Here is a 20,412-nt window from a genome sequence, read left to right on the forward strand (position 1 = left end):
CGCCCCCTTGAGGGGGCGCGCGAAGCGCGTAGGGGGGGACTCATCACTGCCAGGAGCCGATATCGGCGTTCGGGCCGTCGCCGCCGGCTTGCCCATCCGCACCGAAGCTGAACACATCGATCTCGCCTCGCACGCCCGGGTTCAGGTACTGGTACGGGCGCCCCCAGGGGTCGTTGGGCAGCTTGTCGAGGTAGGGCTTCCAGTTGGGGGGGATCGGCGCCGTGGTGGGGCGGGCCACCAGCGCCTGCAAGCCCTGCTCGGAGGTCGGGTAGCGCTGGTTGTCCAGGCGGTAGAGCTTGAGCGCCTGCATCAGATTGTTCACGTCCGTGCGCGCCGCCGTCACGCGGGCGTCGTCGGCCCGGTCCAGCACATTCGGCACGATCAGCGCGGCCAGGATGCCGATGATGACCAGCACCACCATCAGCTCGATCAGCGTGAAGCCGCGGTGCGCGGCACGGGCGGCGCGGTGGCGCCAGGGGGTCAGGGTCGAAGTCATGGATCTCGCGGGTTCAGGGTCCACCAGGACGGTTCGGGACACGGCGGTTCCCCGCGCAGCATAGCGCGAGCGCCACACCCCCAGGTGACAAGACGTCCACCGGGCAGGCCTTGAATCATAATGGGCCGATGTTCGCCAAACTCGGTGCCTTCGTCATCTGGGCGCTGGCCGCGGCCAGCGCGACCTTCTGGGCCTTGCGCCTGGGCAGTTCGCCTCTGCCCGTGCCGGCCCATGCCGGCACTGTCGTGGCCTCCTCGGGCAGCGCGGCGTCGGTGACGCGGCTGCTGGGCGGCAACAACCGCCCGTCCGGTCCGGCGACGGCCCAGGCCTCACCGGCGCTGAGCAGCCGCTTCAAGCTCATCGGCGTGATGGCGCCGGCGGAAGGTACCGAGGGTCCCGGCGTGGCCCTCATCGCAGTCGATGGCAAGACCCCCCGGGCCTACGCCGTGGGCAGCCCGGTGGAAGGCGACCTGGTGCTGCAGACGCTGGGGCACCGCACGGCGGCGATCGGCCCTCGCGATGCGCCCGCCGCCTTCACCCTGGAGCTTCCGGTTCTGCCGCCGCCCCAGACCGGCACGCTCCAGCCGGCCCGCCCCGAGGGGCAGACCTCCTGAGCCGGGCCGGGCCGGCGCGCGCGCGTATCCGACCCGGCCATGGCGACCGCTCCCGACGCCCGCACCCCGCGCCCGGATCGGGCCCAGTGGCTGGCCGTCTTCCAGCCGCACCCGCCGTTCTCGCAGATGCAGGCGGCCCACATCGAGCAGCTTTTCGATGCCGCCAGCCTGTTGCGCTGCGCGCCCGGCCAGGTGCTGCGCCGGCCCGAGGACGGCCCGGTGCACACCCTCTTTGCCGTGCTGCAGGGGGCTGTCACCGGTCGCCGCGGGCTGGCCGATCTGGAGGCCACCGGCTTCCAGTACGAGGCCGGCGAGCTCTTTCCCGTGGGGGCCCTGATGGGCGCGCGCGCGGTCACCGCCACCTACACCGCCACCGAGGCGGGCTGGTGCCTGCTCATTCCCCGCGGGGCCGTCGATGCGGTGGCAGCCGCCAGCCCGCCGTTTGCCGACTTCCTCAGCGGGCGCATCCTGCAGTACCTCACGCTCTCGCGCCGGGCCGTGCAGGCGGACGCGGCCTCTCAGACCCTGGCCGAGCAATCCTTCGAGACGGCCCTGGCCCACCTGGCGCGCAAGCGGCCCGTCACCTGCCGGCCCGACACCCCGCTGGCCGAGGCCCTGCGCACCATGCACGAGCAGCACATCGGCTCGCTGCTGGTCACCGACGAGGCCGGCCGTCTGCAAGGCATCCTCACGCGCCAGGACGTGCTGGGCCGCATCGTGCTGGCCGGCAAGCCCCTGAGCACCCCCATCGCCGAGGTCATGACGCATCCGGTGCACACGCTGGGGGTGGACGACACGGCCCAGGACGCGGCCCTGCTGATGTCCCGGCATGGCATCCGTCACGTGCCGGTGCTGGACGGGGAGCGCCTGGTGAGCCTGGTCAGTGAGCGCGACCTCTTTGCCCTGCAGCGCCTGTCGCTCAAGCAGCTCAGTTCCGACTTGCGCCATGCCCCCGACCTTGCCGCGCTGCAGGTGGTGGCGCCCGACATCCGTCGCTTCGCCCGCAGCCTGCTCGCCCAGGGGCTGCGCTCGCGCCAGCTCACCGAGCTGGTGAGCCATCTCAACGACGTGCTGGCCGAGCGCCTGGTCCAGTTGACGGCGCGCTCCCATGGACTCGACATGGAGCGCGCCTGCTGGATGGCCCTGGGCTCGGAAGGGCGCGCCGAGCAGACCGTGGCGACCGACCAGGACAATGGCCTGGTCTTCGAGAGCGACGACCCGGCCACCGATCGTCCGCGCTGGCTGGCCTTTGCCAAGGACGTGAACGAAGGCCTGGCCGCCTGCGGCTATCCGCTGTGCAAGGGCGGTGTGATGTCGATGAATCCGCAGTGGTGTCTCACGTCGCGCGAGTGGTGCGAGCGCTTCGACCACTGGATCGAGCACGGCGCCCCCGAGGACCTGCTGCACGCCAGCATCTTCTTCGACTTTCGCGCCCTGGCCGGCCGCGAGGCCCTGCTGGCGCCGATGCGCCAGCTCGTCACCCGCCGCGCCCGGGCGGTGCCGCGCTTCCTACGCCAGATGAGCGAGCTGGCCCTGCGCCACCGCGTGCCGCTGAACTGGCTGGGGGGGCTGGACACCACGCGCGAGGGTGAGCACGAGTGGGTGGACCTCAAGATGCAGGGGGCCGCCATCTTCGTGGCCGCCGCGCGCATCTACGCGCTGGCCCATGGCGTGACGGCCACCAGCACGCGCGCGCGCATCGAGCAGGCTGCGCCGGCCATGGGGGTGGAGCCCCAGGAAAGCCAGGCCTGGATCGCCGGCTTCGAGTTCCTGCAGACCCTGCGCCTGCGCGTGCAGATCGGTGCCGACGAGATGCCCGAGCAGCCCAACCGCATCGACGTGAATCAGCTCAACGACATCGACCGCCGCATGCTGAAGGAAACCTTCCGACTGGCGCGGCGGCTGCAGCAGCGGCTGCAGCTCGACTACTTGCGCTGACGCGCTACAGCTCCGCCGGCCGGCTGGGCCCCGGGTCCTCGCCCTCGGCCACCTCGGTCAGCAAGGCGGCTGCGGCGTGGATGAGTGGCCAGGCCAGCGACGCGCCGCTGCCATCGGTGCTTTCCAGCCCCAGTTCCAGCAGCGGACCTTGCTTGAAATACTCCATCGCGAGGCTCAGGCCCGGACGGCTGTGGCTGCGCGAGAAGACGGCGTAGTCCACCACCGGGGGCGCGATGCGCGAGGCCACCGCCAGGGCGGCGCAAGCCGGCAGGCCATCGACGATGATCAGGTGGCGTTTGCCCGCGGCCACCAGCATGGCGCCCACCATCATCGCGATCTCGAAGCCGCCCATCGCCGCCAGCATCTCCACCGGCTCCACCACGCTGCGGTGGCGCTCGAGCACCGCCTGGAGCACGGCCACCTGGTGGCCCAGCAGCTCAGGCGCTGCCTGTGCCGAGGGCTGGATCAGATGCTGCAGCGGGATGAGCGTCAGGCGCGACAGCAGGGCGGCGGCGCTGGCCTCGCTGCCCACGCCCAGGCCCGCGCAAGCCAGCACGTTGCCGGGCAGGGCGTTGGCGATCTCCATGCCGGCACGGATGGCCGCCTGCGCCTGGTCCACCGACATGGCGGGGCCCACGCGGGAATTGCGCGTGGCGTGCGCGATCTTGCGCGACAGCAGCAGCGGGTGGCGCCCCAAGGGCTCCGACAGGCCCGCATCGACCACCGTCAGACCCAGGCCCTGGATGTGGGCGAAGACGGCCAGTGGCCGGCGCAGCATGATGATCGCCTGCACCTGCTCGACGCTGGGGGTGGTGTCCGGTGCCGTGATGCCGTCCACCGCCAGGCCATGGTCGCCGGCGAACACCACCAGCTGGGGGGTGTGCAAGCGTGGCTTGAGGGTGTTCTGCACCAGCCCCAGGCGCACGGCCAGGGGCTCCAGTTCGCCCAGGCTGCCGGCAGCAGTGTTGCGTGCGGCGAGCTTCTCCAGCAGCGCCTGCTGCAGGGGCGGGTGGTAGGTGGGGGCGATCAGCGAGCGGTTCAGGCTCATGGCAAGGGCTGGCCCTCAGCGCAGAAAGAGGCGGTACACCGGGTTGTCGGTCTCTTCCACGTAAGGATACGCCAGGGTGTCCAGGAACGCCCGGAAGGCTTGCTCGTCGCCCTTGGGCACCTGGATGCCCACGAGGATGCGGCCGTAGTCGGCGCCCTGGTTGCGGTAGTGGAAGAGGCTGATGTTCCAGCTCGGGTGCATGGTCGAGAGGAACTTCATCAGCGCGCCCGGCCGCTCGGGGAAGATGAAGCGGTACAGCCGCTCGTCGCGCGCCAGCTCGGAGTGCCCACCCACCATGTGGCGCACATGCTGCTTGGCCAGTTCGTCGTGCGTCAGGTCCAGCGTGGGGAAGCCCTGCTTCTGGAACAGGGCTGCGATCTTGGCCGATTCGCCGCGGTTGCGGGTGCTCAGGCCCACGAAGATGTGGGCCTGGTCGGCGCCAGAGATGCGGTAGTTGAACTCGGTCACGCTGCGCTCGCCCAGGAGGGCGCAGAAGCGTTTGAAGCTGCCGCGTTCCTCGGGGATGGTCACGGCGAAGAGGGCCTCGCGTTCCTCGCCCACCTCGGCACGTTCGGCCACGAAGCGCAGCCGGTCGAAGTTCATGTTGGCGCCGCAGGTGATGGCCACGAAGGTCTTGCCCTTGCAGCGATGCGTCTCGACGTACTGCTTGATGGCCGCCACGCTCATGGCCCCGGACGGTTCGAGGATGCTGCGCGTGTCCTGGAACACGTCCTTGATGGCTGCACACACCGCGTCGGTGTCCACCACCACGTAGTCGTCCACCAGCTTGCGCGTCAGGCGAAAGGTCTCCTCGCCCACCAGTTTCACCGCCGTCCCGTCGGCAAAGAGGCCCACATCGGCCAGCTGCACCCGCTTGCCCTGTCGCACCGAGCGCACCATGGCGTCGGAGTCTTCCATCTGCACGCCGATCACCTGGATCTCCGGGCGCACGGCCTTCACGTAGCTGGCGATGCCCGAGATCAACCCGCCGCCGCCGATGGCCACGAAGATCGCATCGATGGGGCCCTGGTGCTGGCGCAGGACCTCCATGGCAATGGTGCCCTGGCCTGCGATCACGTCCGGGTCGTCGAAGGGGTGCACGAAGGTCAGGCCCTTCCTGGCCTCCAGTTCGCGGGCGTGCCCGTAGGCGTCCGAGAAGCTTTCGCCGAACAGCACCACCTCGCCGCCCAGCGCGCGCACGGCATCCACCTTCACTTGCGGCGTCGTCACCGGCATCACGATCACGGCGCGGCAGCCCAGCTGCCGCGCGCTCAGCGCCACGCCCTGGGCATGGTTGCCGGCCGAGGCGCAGATCACGCCCTTCTTGAGCTGCGCAGCGCTCAGGTGGGCCATCTTGTTGTAGGCCCCGCGCAGCTTGAAGCTGAACACGGGCTGGTTGTCCTCGCGCTTGAGCAGCACGGTGTTGCCCAGGCGGTCCGACAGCTGACGGGCGTCTTCCAGCTCGGTTTCGACGGCCACGTCGTAGACGCGGGCGGTGAGGATCTTCTGCAGGTAGTCCGACGGGGACAGGTGCTTGGGGCGGGTGCGGGGCGCGGGGGTGTTCTTGGGTGTGGCGCGTGCCATGCGGCTCCTCCTGGGAAGCCGATGACTATACGCCAGCGCGTGGCCGGTCTTGCAGTGCAGCAACGGGGCCCAAGAAAAAGGCCCAAGGCGGTGAAGCCTTGGGCCAAATCCACCAAAGGAGGAGGGTGGAGGAGACAAACGTTGCAATGCCGCGATCAGCGAACATTACATAGATGAAAGTTTAACGCCGAAGGATGGTGCGCCGCAATAACAATTTCACGCATTCTGCTAGAGACGTCTCTCCAGGCCGGCCTGCACGCCTGGCGCGCAGCGCACAAAATGGGCACTGTTTCACACTCGGATCACGACCCTCATGGAATGCACGATCAACTGGATGCCCGCCAGCGGCATGGCCTTCTCGGCCGAGACGGGCAGTGGCCACCTGCTGAGCATGGACGGCGCCCCCGACGGGGGCGGCCGCAACCTGGCGCCGCGCCCGATGGAAACCCTGCTGGCCGGTGCGGGCGGCTGCACCGCCTATGACGTGGTGCTCATCCTCAAGCGCGGCCGCCATGACGTGCGCGGCTGCCAGGTCAGGCTCAGCGCCGACCGTGCCGAGACCGACCCCAAGGTCTTCACCCGCATCCAGATGCATTTCGTGGTGACCGGCAAGGGCCTGCCCGAGACGGCCGTGCAGCGCGCCATCCAGATGTCGCACGACAAGTACTGCTCGGCCACCATCATGCTGGGCAAGACGGCCGAGATCACCACCAGCTACGAGATCGTCGAGGGCTGAGCTCAGATGTGATGGGCGGTCGTGGTCATCACCTTGGCCGCGCCGCGCATCAGCCATTGCACCGGCGCCGGCAGTGGCACGGCCCCGGCGGCTTGCGCATCCAGCGCATGGCGGGCCTCGTCTTCCTTCATCTGGTGCACGATGGCCCGTGAGGCCGCGTCCTGCGCCGGCAGGCGGTCGAGGTGGCTTTCCAGGTGCTGCTCCACCTGGCGTTCGGTCTCCACCACGAAGCCCAGGCTGACCCGGTCGCCGGCCAGGCGACCGGCCAGCAGTCCGATGCCGAAGGCGCCCGCGTACCACAGCGGGTTCAGCAGGCTGGTGCGATCGCCCAGCTCGGCCAGGCGCTGCTCGGTCCAGGCCAGATGGTCCACCTCCTCGCGGGCGGCGGCCTCGAAGTGGGCGCGCAGGGCCGGATCGCGGGTGGCCAGCGCCTGAGCGGTGTACAGCGCCTGGGCGCAGACCTCGCCCACATGATTCACGCGCATCAGGGCGCCCGACAGGCGGCGTTCGTCATCGTCCAGCGCCTGTGGCGCCGGGGACGCCGAGGGGCCGGGCTGCGGGCAGGGCCGGCTGGCCCGATGTGCGCCAAACACCGTGCGCAAGGCGCTGTCGGCCGTCTGCAACAGGGCGTCGAGGGGGGAGAGGGCGGGTCGTGAGGTCATGGTCGCGCTCGAAGAATCCTGCTTCGAAGCATAGTGCGGCGCATCCCTCCGGGAAAGTACGGGGGCGAACGGCCTTCGAGCCTTGCATGGGTGCCTTGATCGGTCCCGTCGAACCGGCGTCTTGTTGCACTCAGGCAACAGACAGCCCTGTTTTCTGACCTCTGTGCTGGCGGTCGCCACGGGCGTCTGGTGGAATACCGTCAACTTCCGATGAGGAGGTTGGCTCGGAATGCCTGTCCGCTGACGACAAAAGGGTGGCCGAGACCTCTTGTTCAACCTAGGAGATAGTTGCAATGAAAAAATCTCTTCTCGCTCTCGCCGTCCTGGGCACCCTGGCTGGCGCCGCTGCTGCCCAGTCTTCCGTGACCCTGTACGGCCGTGTGGACCTGAGCCTCGCTCGCAACCTGGGCACCGACTACATGGTCATGCAGAACGGCTCCGGCAGCCGTCTGGGCGTGCGTGGCGTCGAGGATCTGGGTGGCGGCCTGAAGGCGGTCTTCAACATCGAGCACCGCTTCGCTGCGGATGTGGGCAACACCGGCACCAACAACAACGCCGCCAACGCTGCCACCACCCCCATGTGGAACGGCCGCTCCATCGTGGGCCTGCAGGGCGGTTTCGGTGAAGTGCGCTTCGGCCGCGAGTACACCACGAACTTCCTGTACGTCCAGCTGGCCGCCGACCCCTGGGGCTATGACACCGTGGCCGCCAACGGCAGCCTGGGTGGTGCCATCGACACCGTTCGTTCGAACAACTCGATCACCTACTCCTCGCCCACCGTCGGCGGCTTCCGCGGCCACTTCCAGTGGGTGATGGATGAGACCCCGGGCAACGACACCAACGGCAGCTACAACCTGGCGCTGACCTACGGTGCTGGCCCGCTGAACGTGGGTTTCGGTCGCATCGATCGTGACGACGTCGCCGAGTGGAACATCCTGACCGCCGCCTACGACTTCGGCGCGTTCAAGCTGATCGGCGCCTACGGCTTCGGCAAGATCGACGCCACGGACGTCAAGCACCGCGACTACCACATCGCCGCGACCGCCCCGATCGGCGGTGGTGAGTTCCGCGCCAGCTACAACAAGCTCGAGACTCGCAACCCCAGCTCTGACGTGTCGTCCAAGTTCGGCCTGGGCTACCACTACAACATGTCCAAGCGCACCACGCTGTACGCCGACTACGCCCGCGATGGCGAGCTGACGGACAACAAGTGGGGCTTCGACGTCGGTATCAAGCACAACTTCTGATCCCCGCTCGCCTTGGGCGAGTTGAATCAGCAAGTTCGGAAAGCCGCCTTCGGGCGGCTTTTCTTTTGCGCGGATCGTTCGGGCGAAAGTCAAGCGCCGCCTGCGCGCCTTCTGATCAGGACTTCCCCCTTTGACGACCGGCATGGGTTTTGCTGATCATTCACACTTTCAATATTTCACGTGAGTGAACCGATGTTCAAACGCACCACCTCCCTCACGGCCGTCGCTGCCGCGGCCTTCGTCTGCGCAGGGCTGCTGGCCACCCCGTCCGTCCACGCCAAGACCTTCAAATGGGCCAGCCAGGGCGAAATTGCCACCTGGGACATCCACTCCCAGAACAATGCCCTGCAGAACGGCCTGCATGCCAACGTCTATGAGTCGCTGGTCTACTACAACAGCCGCACCTTCGAGGTCGAGCCGGTGCTGGCCACGTCCTGGCGCGAGATCAGCCCCACCCAGGTGCGTTTCAACCTGCGCCAGGGCGTGAAGTTCCATGATGGGTCGACGATGACGGCCGACGACGTGGTGTTCTCGCTCACCCGTGCGATGGCGCCCACGTCGAACTTCACCGTGTACACCCAGGGCATCGACAAGGTGGTCAAGGTCGATAACAACACGGTGGATGTGTTCCTCAAGGGCCCCAACCCGGTGCTGCTGCGCCAGATGACCGAACTGCGCATCATGAGCAAGGCCTGGGCCGAGAAGAACAACTCGGTGGCGCCGAAGGACATCAAGACCACCGACGAGAACTTTGCCCACCGCAACGCCAACGGCACGGGTCCTTACACCCTGGATTCCTGGCAGGCCGATGTGCGCATGGTGTTCAAGCGCAACCCCAACTGGTGGGGCAAGATGGACGGCAATGTGACCGAGATCGTCTACACCCCGATCCGCTCGGCTGCCACGCGCATCGCCGCCCTGCTGTCGGGTGAGGTGGACCTGGTGCTCGACCCCACCCCGCAGGACCTGGCCCGCCTGCGTGCCGCGCCGAACCTGAAGGTGATCGATGGCGTCGAGAACCGCACGATCTTCCTGGGCATGGATCAGTTCCGCGACGAACTGCCCGGCTCCGACGTGAAGGGCAAGAACCCGCTGAAGGACGTGAGGGTGCGCAAGGCGCTCTACCAGGCCATCGACATCGACACCATTTCTCGCAACATCATGCGCGGCCTGGGCAAGCCCACCGGCGCCCTGGTGGCCCCGCAGGTGGCGGGCTGGACGGAAGGGGTGGCCAAGCGCTTCCCCTACAACGTGGAGGCAGCGCGCAAGCTGCTGGCCGAGGCCGGCTACCCCAACGGCTTCGAGGTGGATTTCGCCTGCCCGAACAACCGCTACATCAACGATGAGGCGATCTGCCAGGCCGTGACGGCCATGTGGGCGCGCATCGGCGTGAAGGCCAAGCTGCGCACGCTGCCGCTGGTGACCTACTTCCCGATGATCCAGCGCTACGAGGCCAGCATCTACATGCTGGGCTGGGGCGTGCCGACTTTCGACGCGCTGTATTCTCTGCAATCGCTAGTGCGCACCGTGGGCACGGGGGGCGATGGCAACTACAACGTGGGCCGCTTCTCCAACGAGCGCATGGACTACCTGGTGGACCGCATCAAGGTGGAAACCGATGCCCCGGTGCGTCGTCGCATGCTGACCGAGGCCCTGCAGCTGCAGAATGATCTCGTCGCCCACATCCCGCTGCACGATCAGGTGATTCCCTGGGCGATGAAGAGCAACATCGACCTGGTGCATCGCGCCGACAACCGGATCGACATGCGTCTGGTGAAGGTGAACTGATCGACTGCCCCCTTGCCCGCGCGTATCATGGCGGGCTTTGACTGGCCCGCCTTCTGCGGAAGACCCCGCAGCGCGCGGGCCGGCATCGATCCTTGACAAGGACCAGGCTGCCGGCATCACGAGTGACGGCGGCCTCAACTGGCCGGAACTGGCTTCATGCTCGCATTCATTCTTCGCCGACTGGCGCAAGCCGTGATCGTCATGCTCACGGTGGCCTTCATCTCTTTCATGCTGTTCCAGTATGTGGGCGACCCGGTCACCAACATCCTGGGGCAGGATGCCACGCCCGAGCAGCGCGACCAGATGCGTGCCGACCTCGGCCTGGACCAGCCCTTCTTCGTGCAGTTCGGCCGCTTCGTGGTCAACGCGGCCCAGGGTGAGTTCGGCCTGAGCCTGCGCCAGGGGCAGAAGGTGTCCACCCTGTTGATGGAGCGCTTTCCGGCGACGCTGGAGCTGGTGATCGTGGCGGCCGTGATCGCCCTGGCCATCGGCATTCCCATGGGCGTGTACACGGCGCTGCGGCGAGGCACCTTCCTGTCCCAGGTGATGCTGACCTTCTCGCTGCTGGGCGTGTCGCTGCCGACCTTCCTGATCGGCATCCTGCTCATCATGCTCTTCTCGGTGACGCTGGGCTGGCTGCCCAGCTTCGGACGGGGCCCGGTGGTCGATCTGGGCGGCTGGACCACCGGATGGCTTTCTCCGGCTGGCTGGAAGCACCTGATCCTGCCCTCGGTGACGCTGGCGATCTTCCAGCTCACGCTCATCCTGCGCCTGGTGCGCGCCGAGATGCTGGAGGTGCTGCGCACCGACTACATCAAGTTTGCGCGCGCACGCGGGCTGAGCAACCGTGCCGTCCACTTCGGCCACGCCCTGAAGAACACCCTGGTGCCGGTGATGACGATCACCGGCCTGCAGCTGGGGGGGCTGATCGCCTTCGCCATCATCACCGAGACGGTGTTCCAGTGGCCGGGCATGGGCCTGCTGTTCATCCAGGCCGTCACCTTCGCCGACATCCCGGTGATGGCGGCCTATCTCTGCCTGATCGCACTGATCTTCGTGATCATCAACCTCGTGGTGGACCTGTTGTACTTCGCGGTCGATCCGAGGCTGCGTGTCGAGCGTGCGGGCGGCGGCCACTGATCCACGGGAGACGGTCATGCTGATGCAGGCCTCCCATCACGGCATCTTCCGGCATATCGCCCAGTTCCACCCGGAGCTGACGGCGTTTCGTCGCGACCTGCACGCCCACCCCGAACTGGGCTTCGAGGAGGTGCGCACGGCTGCGCGTGTGGCCGAGGCGCTCAAGCTCACCCGGGTGGACGAGATCCACACGGGCATCGCCAAAACCGGCGTGGTGGCGGTCATTCGCGGACAGCGCAGCGACAGTGGCCGCGCCATCGCGCTGCGTGCCGACATGGACGCGCTGCCGATGCGCGAGGAGAACGATTTCGCCTGGCGCTCGGGCAAATCGGGCCTGATGCACGGTTGCGGCCATGACGGCCACACCACGATGCTGGTGGGTGCCGCTCGCTACCTGGCCGAGACCCGGCGCTTCAACGGCACCGCCTACCTGGTGTTCCAGCCCGGCGAGGAAGGGTTTGCCGGCGCCAAGGCCATGATCGATGACGGGCTCTTCGATCGCTTTCCTGCTGAAGCCGTCTACGCCATGCACAACTGGCCGCACCTGAGCGCGGGGCAGGTGGGCGTGAGCCCGGGGCCGATGATGGCGGCGGCTGACCGCATCGAGATCACCGTCAACGGCAAGGGCGGGCACGGCGCCCACCCCCATCTGGCCGTGGATCCGGTGCTCGTGGCGGCCCACATCATCACCGCAGCGCAAAGCCTCGTGTCGCGCAATGTCAGCGCCTTCGATCAGGCGGTGGTGAGCATCTGTGCGATGCAAGGGGGCGATGTCGGGGCGATGAGCGTCATCCCGCGCCAAGCGAAGCTCGTGGGCACGGTGCGCAGTTTCCGGCCGGCGGTGCAGGACATGATCGAGGAACGCCTGGCCCGGCTGGTGGAGTCGGTGGCCCTGGGCCTGGGCGCGTCGGCCACGCTCGACTACCAGCGCATCTACCCCGCCACCATCAACACCCCGCGCGAAGCGCAGTTCGCGGCCGACGTGGCGGCCTCCCTGGTGGGCGAAGACCGCGTGGTGCGCAACCTGCCGCCCAGCATGGGCGCGGAAGACTTCTCCTTCATGCTGCAGGTCAAGCCCGGCGCCTACCTGCGCATCGGCCAGGGGCAGGAAGGTGGCGACGCCGGCTGCTTCCTGCACAGCAGCCGCTACGACTTCAATGACGAGATCCTGCCGCTGGGTTCGGCACTCTTTGCATCCCTGGTCGAACAGGCGATGCCCCTTTCACTGACCAATCAGGAGAATCGCTGATGAAGTTCAAGCCGACTTTGCTCGCTGTTGCGCTGGCTCTGGCTTGTGGGGTGAGCGCCGCCAAGACCTTGCGCGTGGCCAACCAGGGCGACGCTCAGTCCATGGACCCGCACTCGCTCAACGAGTCCATGCAGCTGAGCTTCACCGGCAACGTCTATGAACCGCTGGTGGCGCGCGACAAGACCCTGGGCCTCACGCCCGGCCTGGCCACGAGCTGGAAGCAGACATCACCCACGGTGTGGCGATTCGAACTGCGTCGCAACGTGAGTTTCCACGACGGCACGCCCTTCACGGCCGATGATGTGGTCTTCAGCTTCAAGCGCGCCGCCGGTGATGGCTCGGACATGCGCGGCTACACCAACTCGATCAAGGAGGTGCGCAAGCTCGATGCCCACACCGTCGAGATCGAGACCACATCGCCTTTCCCCATCCTGCCGGACGTCATCACGCTCGTGTACATGATGAGCAAGAAGTGGTGCGAGGAGAACAAGGCTGAGACGCCGGTGGACCGCCGCAAGGGCATCGAGAACGCCGCCAGTTTCCGCGCCAACGGCACGGGCCCCTTCCGCCTGCGCGAGCGCCAGCCCAACCAGCGCACCGTGCTCGTGCGCAACGGCAACTACTGGGGCAAGGTCGACGGCAACGTCACCGAGGTCGTCTTCACCCCCATCGGCAACGATGCCACCCGGGTGGCGGCGCTGCTGTCGGGCGAGGTGGACGTGATGGAGCCCGTGCCCCTGCAGGACGTGGATCGCATCAAGGCCAATCCAGCGCTCAAGGTGATGCAGGGCCCCGAGCTGCGCACCATCTTCCTGGGCATGGACCAGCGGCGCGACGAACTCCAGTTCTCGAACGTGAAGGGCAAGAATCCCTTCAAGGACGTTCGCGTGCGCCGCGCTTTCTACCAGGCCATTGACATCGAGACCATCAAGACGCGCGTGATGCGCGGCGCGGCCACGCCGACCGCCCTGATGGTGGCGCCCGGCATCAAGGGTTTCACGCCCGACCTCAATAAGCGCCCCGCCTACGACCCCGAAGGCGCCCGCAAGCTGCTGGCCGAGGCGGGCTACCCCAACGGCTTCGAGGTGGGCATGAACTGCCCGAACGATCGTTATGTGAACGACGGGGCCATTTGCCAGGCGGTGGCTGCCAATCTGGCGCGTATCGGCGTGAAGGTGAACCTGCAGACCGAAACCAAGGGCACCTACTTCCCGAAGATCCTGCGCCGTGACACCAGCTTCTACCTGCTGGGCTGGACGCCGGGCACCTACGACTCCCACAACCCGCTCAGCGCGCTGATGGCCACCCCCAATGACAAGGGGCAGGGCCAGTTCAACCTGGGCTGGTACAGCAACGCCCGTGTGGACGAGCTGACCCAGCTCGTTCAGGCGGAAACCGACCCGGCCAAGCGCAACGCGATGATCGCCGAAGCCTTCAAGATCCACCAGGACGAGGTGGGCCACATCCCCTTGCACCAGCAGGCGCTGGCCTGGGCGATGAAGGCCAACATCGACGTGGTGCAGCTGGCCGACAACTTCATGCCGTTCAAGTACATCACCGTGAAGTGACGGCACCCTTCCCATGACCACCACCACGACCCCCCCTCCACCGTCCGCGCTGCAACGCTTCTTCGACAGCGACGTCTGGTACAGCTTCCGCACTTCGCCGGTGGCTGTCACCGCGGCGATCATTGCGTTCATCTGCATCTTCTGTGCGCTCTTTGCCAACTGGGTGGCGCCGCACAACCCCTTCGACCTGGCCACGCTGGAGCTGTCCGATTCGCGGCTGCCGCCGGCCTGGATGGAAGGTGGCAGCACGAAGTACCTGCTGGGCACCGACGACCAGGGCCGCGACATCCTCTCGGCCCTGATGTACGGCGCGCGCATCTCGCTCTTCGTGGGCCTGGCCTCGGTGGTGCTGTCGGTGGTGGTGGGGGTGTCCCTGGGTCTGCTCTCGGGCTTCGTGGGCGGCAAGGTCGATGCCTTCATCATGCGCGTGTGCGACGTGATGCTGTCCTTCCCGGCCATCCTGATCGCCCTGCTCATCGACGGCGTCGGCCGCGCGCTGTTCCCCAATGCCCACGAGACCCTGGCCTTCGGCGTGCTGATCCTGGCCATCTCGCTCACCAAGTGGGTGGACTACGCGCGAACGGTGCGCGGCTCGACGATGATCGAGCGCAACAAGGACTACGTCCAGGCCGCCCGCGTGATCGGCGTGAGCTCATTGCGCATCATGCGCAAGCACGTGTTGCCCAATGTGCTCGGGCCGGTGCTGGTGCTGGCCACCATCCAGGTGGGCCAGGCCATCATCATCGAAGCAACGTTGTCCTTCCTGGGGGTGGGCGTGCCGCCGACGTCCCCGTCGCTGGGCACGCTCATCCGCATCGGCAATGACTTCCTCTTCTCGGGTGAGTGGTGGATCACCATCTTCCCTGGTGCCATGCTGGTGCTGATTGCGCTGAGCGTGAACCTCCTGGGCGACTGGCTGCGCGACGCCCTCAACCCGCGCCTGCGTTGAGCCTTCGGAACCCACGATGAACACGAACAAGACCCCTTTGCTGCAGGTGAAGAACCTGCGGGTGGAATTCCCCTCGCGGCGCGGCACGCTGCTCGCGCTGGATGACATCAACTTCAACATCGACGCTGGCGAGATCCTGGGCGTGGTGGGCGAGTCGGGCGCGGGCAAGTCCCTCACCGGTGCGGCCATCATCGGCCTGCTGGAGCCCCCTGGCCGCGTGGCGGCCGGAGAGATCCTGCTGGACGGTCGGCGCATCGACAACCTGCCATATGAAGAGATGCGCAAGGTGCGCGGCCGGCAGATCGGCGCGATCTTCCAGGACCCGCTGACCTCGCTGAACCCGCTCTACACGGTGGGACGCCAGCTGGTCGAGACCATCCAGACCCACCTGCCGGTGAGCCTCGCCGAGGCCCGCCAGCGGGCCATCCAGCTGCTCAAGGACACCGGCATTCCCGCAGCCGAGCAGCGCATCGACCACTACCCGCACCAGTTCTCGGGCGGCATGCGCCAGCGCGTGGTGATTGCCCTGGCCCTGGCGGCCGAGCCCAAGCTCATCGTGGCCGACGAACCCACGACGGCCCTGGATGTGTCCATCCAGGCGCAGATCATTGCCCTGCTCAAGCGCCTGTGCAAGGAGAAGGGCGCGGCGGTGATGCTGGTCACGCACGACATGGGCGTGATCGCCGAGACCTGCGATCGCGTGGCGGTGATGTACGCCGGCCGCGTTGCGGAGATCGGGCCGGTGCACGACGTGATCCATTCACCGGCTCACCCCTACACCGAAGGTCTGATGGGCTCCATCCCGGCCATGGACGAGGACCGCGAGCGTCTGACCCAGATCGACGGCGCGATGCCGCGGCTGACGGCCATCCCGAAAGGCTGCGCCTTCCATCCCCGTTGCCCCAAGGCCTTTGACCGCTGCCGCCAGGAGCGGCCTGAACTGATGGATGCCGGCCGCACGCGTGCGGCGTGCTGGCTGCATGCTGAGCAAGAAAGACAAGTCGCATGACCGCGCTCGTGGAAGTGAAAGACCTGGCCAAGACCTTCGATGTCTCGGCCCCCTGGCTCAACCGTGTGATCGAGCGTCGCCCACGGGAGTTCGTGCACGCCGTCGATGGCGTGAGTTTCGAGATCGAACGTGGCCACACGCTGGCCCTGGTGGGCGAGTCGGGCTGTGGCAAGAGCACCGTGGCTCGCCTGCTGGTGGGCCTGTACAAGCCCAGTCGCGGCACGGTGCGCTTCGACGGCCAGGACACCGAGGCCGCGATGCGCACGGCCGAGGGGCGCGCGCTGCACCGGCGCATGCAGATGATCTTCCAGGATCCGTATGCAAGCCTGAACCCACGCTGGAAAGTGCTGGACATCATCGCCGAGCCGCTGCGCGAGCACGGCATGGTGAAGAACGACGACGAAGCCAAGCAGCGGGTCGGTGAGCTGCTTCAGTCGGTCGGACTGGCTCCGGCGGACATGGAGAAGTTCCCGCACCAGTTCTCCGGCGGCCAGCGCCAGCGCATTTCGATTGCACGCGCCCTGGCCACCCAGCCGGAGTTCCTGGTGTGCGATGAGCCCACCTCGGCGCTCGATGTTTCCGTGCAGGCTCAGGTGCTCAACATCATGAAGGACCTGCAGCGCCAGCAGGGACTGACCTACCTCTTCATCTCGCACAACCTGGCCGTGGTGCGCCATGTGGCCGATGAGGTGGGCGTGATGTACCTCGGCCGGCTGGTGGAACTGGCGCCGAAGACCCGGCTCTTCGAGCAACCGCGCCATCCCTACACGCGCATGTTGCTCGATGCGATTCCCGACATCCACATGACCGGACGCTCGCGCACCCCGGTGCAGGGCGAGGTGCCCAATCCACTGAATCCGCCCAGCGGTTGCGCCTTCCATCCGCGTTGCCCGCACGCCAATGCCCGCTGTTCCAGCGAGCGCCCGGCCCTGATGGAGTTCCAGGGCATCCGGGTGGCCTGCCACGCCGTCGAGGAAGGCCGGATCTAGCGACGGTAGGGGTCGCCGAACCCCAACGCGCGCATCAAGGCCGATTCGCGCGCCTCCATCACGACGGCGTCTTCGTCGGCTTCGTGGTCGTAACCCTGGGCGTGCAGGGTGCCGTGCACGAGCATGTGGGCGTAATGCTCGACCACGGGCTTGCCCAGTTCCACCGCCTCGCGCTCCACCACCGGGGCGCAGACGATGAGGTCGGCGATCACCTCGGGGGCGTGCTGGTAGTCGAAGGTCAGCACGTTCGTGGCGTAGTCACGCTGCCGGTAGTCGCGGTTCAGCGCCTGGCCCTCGTCGGCATCGACGATGCGCACGGTGATCTGCGCCGGCGCCTCCAGGGCCGCACGGATCCAGCGCATCACCTTGTGCCGGGGCAGCAGTGCGCGGTGGCGCGGATCGGCAAACTGCAGCGACAGTTGCAGTGCGGGGCGCATGTTCAGTCCTCCCGCGACCGTTTCGCCGCGTCATAGGCTTCCACGATGCGCGCGACGAGCGGGTGGCGCACCACGTCAGCGGAGGTGAAGCGGGTCATGGCAATGCCGCGCACGCGCTTGAGCACCCGCTCGGCATCGATCAACCCGCTGGTGGTGCCGCGCGGCAGGTCGATCTGGCTCACATCGCCGGTGACCACGGCCTTGGAGCCGAAACCGATGCGCGTGAGGAACATCTTCATCTGCTCGGGCGTGGTGTTCTGCGCCTCGTCCAGGATCACGAAGGCATGGTTGAGCGTGCGCCCGCGCATGAAGGCCAGCGGGGCGATCTCCAGTTGCCCTTTCTCGAACGCCTTGGTCACGCGATCGAAGCCCATCAGGTCGTACAAGGCGTCATAGAGGGGGCGCAGGTAGGGGTCCACCTTCTGCGTGAGGTCACCGGGCAGGAATCCCAGACGCTCGCCGGCTTCCACCGCCGGGCGGGTCAGCACGATGCGCTGCACGGCGGCGCGTTCCAGCGCGTCGATGGCGCAGGCGACGGCCAGGAAGGTCTTGCCGGTACCCGCCGGGCCGATGCCGAAGGTGATGTCATGACCCAGGATGTTGCGCAGATAGAGCGTCTGATTGGGTGTGCGGCCGGCCAGGTCGGCGCGGCGGGTGCGCAGCACGATCTCCTCGTTGTCAGCCTCGCCGAGGTCCTTGCCGCCTTCGCCCCGGGCCGCCTGCAGCACGGCCAGCTGGAACATCTCGGGCGGCAGCGGTCGGGCCGCACGCTCATAGAGCGACTGCAGCAGTGCGGCTGCCCGCTCGGCCTGCTGCTTGGCTCCCTCGATGCGGAAGGACTCGTTGCGGCGGCTGATGCTCACGTCCAGCGCGGCCTCGATGCTGCGCAGGTGCTCGTCGAGCGTGCCGCACAGGTGGGATAGGCGGGTGTTGTCCAGGGGGATGAAGGCGTGGCGAAGGATCACGGCATCGGTGGGGCAAGGACGGCAACACCTTGATTGTCCCCCGACTGCGGGGGGAGCGGGGCTCTGACCTTGGGCAGGGGCGGCGCATCCCTCAGAATGCGCGCCATGAGGACACTCAGGACAGCTTGGGAGAGGAGAGGGGCGTGCGCGGCCGTGGCCTGGGGGCTGATCGCCGCATGGTGGATTCTGGTGCTGCTGTCCCCCGACGCCCGGGCCGACACCCTGGTCATCCGCGAAGCCATCGTGACCCAGGAGGCGCCCGACGGCCGCACCAGTCGGCCGGTGCTGCGCAACGTGACGTTGCCCGACGACTGGTCGAGCGAGCGTCCGGAGTTCGGTGGCGTGCTCACCTACGCGGTGAGTTTCGACCTCGCCCCCAACGGCACCCGGGTGCCCGATGGTCTGCTGGCCCTGTACATCGAGCGCGTCTGCACCAATGTCGAGGTCAGCCTGAACGGTCATGTGATCGGCCGGGGCGGCCAGATGAGCGAGCCTGTCACCCGCAACTGCTACCGTCCGCAATTGTTCACGCTGCCGGCCGCCTTGCTCGACCCCTCGGGGCGCAATGCCTTGAATCTGAGGGTCGTGGGCTTTCCTTCGGGCGAGGTCGCGGCGCGCCAGCGCGCAGCGGGGTTGTCAGAGTTGTATGTGGGCCCGGAGGCCGAACTGCGCCCGCGCTACGAGCGCCAGCTCTTCTGGAACGTGACCGTGCTCCAGGTGGGTAGCGCCACCCTCACCATGGTGGGGCTGTTCATGCTCGGTCTGGGCTGGGTGCGACGCACGCAGCCGGCCTACCTGTATCTGGGCGGTCTGCTGATCGGCTGGTCGTTCATCAGTGCGCGCGTCTGGGCCACCGATCTGCCGATGACCCACTGGGCCTCGGAAGTCCTGATCAGCTCCACCGTGGCGCCGGTGGTGGCGTTCGCCATCCTCTTTCTTCAGCGCTACGGCGGCCTGCGCTACCGCTGGGTCGATCTCTTCCTGTGGGGGCAATGCCTGCTGGTGCCGCTGACCATCGCCATCGTGGGCCGCGAGCACCTGTTCACGCTGATGAACCTGTGGTTCATGGTCTTTGCGATCGAGGTGGCGGTGGCCACGATCGACTACTTTGTCAAGGCTCGGCGCAGCGGTGCGTCAGACTGGCAGCCCATCGCAGTGGCGATGGGCCTGGGGGTGCTGGCGGCCCTGGTCGAGGTGGCGGTGCAGCACGACTGGCTGGGGCTGCCCAATCGTCATCTGGTGCACTTTGCGATGCCGGTCTTGCTGCTGGCGGTGGGCTTGCGCGTCATCCGGGATTTTGCTCAGGCCCTGCAAGCCGCTGAATCGACCCGCGACGACCTCGAACGGCGCGTGCAGGAGCGCGCCGGGGAAATCGAGCGCAGCTACGCACACCTGGCCGAGATGCGCATCGAGCAGGTGGCCGAGGCCGAGCGCAAGCGCATTGCGGGCGACCTGCACGATGACCTTGGCGCCAAACTGCTGACCATCGTGCACACCAGCCATGACGAACGGATCGCCACCCTGGCGCGGGAGGCCCTGGAGGAGATGCGCCTGTCGGTGCGCGGCCTGACCGGCAAGCCGGTGCGCATCGCTGATGCCCTGGCCGACTGGCGGGCCGAAACCGTGTCGCGCCTGGGCCAGGCGGCGGTCCAGGTGGAGTGGGTGAGCGCCAACGAGACCGACGAGCGCAACCTCTCGGCCCGTGCCTATGTGCAGACCACCCGCATCCTGCGCGAGGCCGTGAGCAACATCATCAAGCACAGCGGGGCGAACGCCTGCACCATCCGCTGTGTCATCGACGATACAGACTTCAATCTGGTCATCCAGGACAACGGCAAAGGCATCCCGATGGAACTGGACGGCCGGCTCGACCGGGGCCACGGGATGGCCAGCATGAAGCGACGCGCCAAGCAGCTGGCGGGGCAATGCCTCGTCGAATCCGGGCCAGGCTTCGGCACCCTGATCCGCCTCACGCTGCCGCTGTAGCCGGCCC

At 67.4% G+C, this 20,412-nt stretch carries 18 protein-coding genes; 12 read left to right on the forward strand and 6 right to left on the reverse strand.

Annotation, left to right across the window (positions count from 1 at the left end):
* Positions 1 to 43: 43 nt before the first annotated feature.
* Entirely contained in the window at positions 44 to 496 is a 453-nt protein-coding gene (gene gspG, locus C1704_RS08330; RefSeq protein ID WP_104302260.1) for a type II secretion system major pseudopilin GspG, read from the reverse strand.
* Positions 497 to 624: 128 nt separating this feature from the next.
* Between gspG and C1704_RS08335 the strand changes: the two genes are divergently transcribed.
* Together C1704_RS08335 and C1704_RS08340 are read left to right on the forward strand one after the other, a co-directional pair.
* Entirely contained in the window at positions 625 to 1,110 is a 486-nt protein-coding gene (locus tag C1704_RS08335) for a general secretion pathway protein C (protein WP_211286900.1), read from the forward strand.
* 39 nt (positions 1,111 to 1,149) lie between these two features.
* Positions 1,150 to 3,048 (forward strand): DUF294 nucleotidyltransferase-like domain-containing protein, encoded by a 1,899-nt coding sequence (locus tag C1704_RS08340; RefSeq protein ID WP_104302261.1) that lies wholly within the window; start codon positions 1,150 to 1,152, stop codon positions 3,046 to 3,048.
* A 4-nt stretch (positions 3,049 to 3,052) separates the two neighbouring features.
* Here the strand turns inward: C1704_RS08340 and C1704_RS08345 are convergent, their stop codons facing one another.
* On the reverse strand, positions 3,053 to 4,096 hold the full coding sequence (locus C1704_RS08345; RefSeq protein WP_104302262.1) for a nicotinate-nucleotide--dimethylbenzimidazole phosphoribosyltransferase: 1,044 nt from the start codon (positions 4,094 to 4,096) through the stop codon (positions 3,053 to 3,055).
* Between the two features lie 15 nt (positions 4,097 to 4,111).
* A complete protein-coding gene (gene ilvA / locus C1704_RS08350; protein WP_104302263.1) occupies positions 4,112 to 5,680 on the reverse strand; it encodes a threonine ammonia-lyase, biosynthetic in 1,569 nt (522 codons plus the stop codon).
* A 313-nt stretch (positions 5,681 to 5,993) separates the two neighbouring features.
* On the opposite strand from ilvA, the gene C1704_RS08355 reads away from it, so the two are divergent.
* Positions 5,994 to 6,416 (forward strand): OsmC family protein, encoded by a 423-nt coding sequence (locus C1704_RS08355; protein ID WP_104302264.1) that lies wholly within the window; start codon positions 5,994 to 5,996, stop codon positions 6,414 to 6,416.
* Between the two features lie 2 nt (positions 6,417 to 6,418).
* Here C1704_RS08355 and coq7 read toward each other — a convergent pair whose 3' ends face one another.
* The gene (gene coq7, locus C1704_RS08360; protein WP_104302265.1) at positions 6,419 to 7,078 is read right to left on the reverse strand and encodes a 2-polyprenyl-3-methyl-6-methoxy-1,4-benzoquinone monooxygenase; all 660 of its coding nucleotides are present in this window, start codon (positions 7,076 to 7,078) and stop codon (positions 6,419 to 6,421) included.
* Positions 7,079 to 7,371: 293 nt separating this feature from the next.
* On the opposite strand from coq7, the gene C1704_RS08365 reads away from it, so the two are divergent.
* The 8 genes from C1704_RS08365 to C1704_RS08400 all read left to right on the forward strand — a co-directional run bounded on the left by C1704_RS08365 (position 7,372) and on the right by C1704_RS08400 (position 17,017).
* Complete coding sequence (locus C1704_RS08365) at positions 7,372 to 8,325, forward strand: porin (protein ID WP_104302266.1); 954 nt, start codon at positions 7,372 to 7,374, stop codon at positions 8,323 to 8,325.
* Between the two features lie 192 nt (positions 8,326 to 8,517).
* On the forward strand, positions 8,518 to 10,113 hold the full coding sequence (locus tag C1704_RS08370; RefSeq protein ID WP_104302267.1) for an ABC transporter substrate-binding protein: 1,596 nt from the start codon (positions 8,518 to 8,520) through the stop codon (positions 10,111 to 10,113).
* A 156-nt stretch (positions 10,114 to 10,269) separates the two neighbouring features.
* Positions 10,270 to 11,253 carry an ABC transporter permease gene (locus C1704_RS08375; RefSeq protein ID WP_104302268.1) on the forward strand — a complete coding sequence of 328 codons (984 nt, stop codon included), beginning with the start codon at positions 10,270 to 10,272 and terminating at the stop codon, positions 11,251 to 11,253.
* Positions 11,254 to 11,269: 16 nt separating this feature from the next.
* On the forward strand, positions 11,270 to 12,502 hold the full coding sequence (locus tag C1704_RS08380; RefSeq protein WP_104302269.1) for a M20 aminoacylase family protein: 1,233 nt from the start codon (positions 11,270 to 11,272) through the stop codon (positions 12,500 to 12,502).
* Positions 12,502 to 14,070 (forward strand): ABC transporter substrate-binding protein, encoded by a 1,569-nt coding sequence (locus C1704_RS08385; RefSeq protein ID WP_104302270.1) that lies wholly within the window; start codon positions 12,502 to 12,504, stop codon positions 14,068 to 14,070. The genes C1704_RS08380 and C1704_RS08385 overlap by 1 nt, the downstream gene beginning before the upstream one ends.
* 13 nt (positions 14,071 to 14,083) lie before the next feature.
* Entirely contained in the window at positions 14,084 to 15,019 is a 936-nt protein-coding gene (locus tag C1704_RS08390) for an ABC transporter permease (RefSeq protein WP_104302271.1), read from the forward strand.
* A 16-nt stretch (positions 15,020 to 15,035) separates the two neighbouring features.
* The gene (locus C1704_RS08395) at positions 15,036 to 16,028 is read left to right on the forward strand and encodes an ABC transporter ATP-binding protein (protein WP_104302272.1); all 993 of its coding nucleotides are present in this window, start codon (positions 15,036 to 15,038) and stop codon (positions 16,026 to 16,028) included.
* Entirely contained in the window at positions 16,025 to 17,017 is a 993-nt protein-coding gene (locus C1704_RS08400) for an ABC transporter ATP-binding protein (protein WP_104302273.1), read from the forward strand. Before C1704_RS08395 ends, C1704_RS08400 begins: the two co-directional genes overlap by 4 nt.
* Here C1704_RS08400 and ybeY read toward each other — a convergent pair.
* Both ybeY and C1704_RS08410 read right to left on the reverse strand, forming a co-directional pair.
* Complete coding sequence (gene ybeY / locus C1704_RS08405; protein WP_104302274.1) at positions 17,014 to 17,454, reverse strand: rRNA maturation RNase YbeY; 441 nt, start codon at positions 17,452 to 17,454, stop codon at positions 17,014 to 17,016. The two genes, C1704_RS08400 and ybeY, sit on opposite strands and share 4 nt — an antisense overlap.
* A 2-nt stretch (positions 17,455 to 17,456) precedes the next feature.
* Positions 17,457 to 18,419: a PhoH family protein gene (locus tag C1704_RS08410; protein WP_104302275.1), complete on the reverse strand. Its 963-nt coding sequence runs from the start codon at positions 18,417 to 18,419 to the stop codon at positions 17,457 to 17,459.
* A gap of 189 nt (positions 18,420 to 18,608) precedes the next feature.
* Here C1704_RS08410 and C1704_RS08415 point away from each other — a divergent pair, with 189 nt between their 5' ends.
* Positions 18,609 to 20,405: a sensor histidine kinase gene (locus C1704_RS08415; RefSeq protein WP_245876423.1), complete on the forward strand. Its 1,797-nt coding sequence runs from the start codon at positions 18,609 to 18,611 to the stop codon at positions 20,403 to 20,405.
* Positions 20,406 to 20,412 lie beyond the last annotated feature (7 nt).

The organism is Caldimonas caldifontis (assembly GCF_002930615.1).
GTDB lineage: Bacteria > Pseudomonadota > Gammaproteobacteria > Burkholderiales > Burkholderiaceae_C > Caldimonas > Caldimonas caldifontis.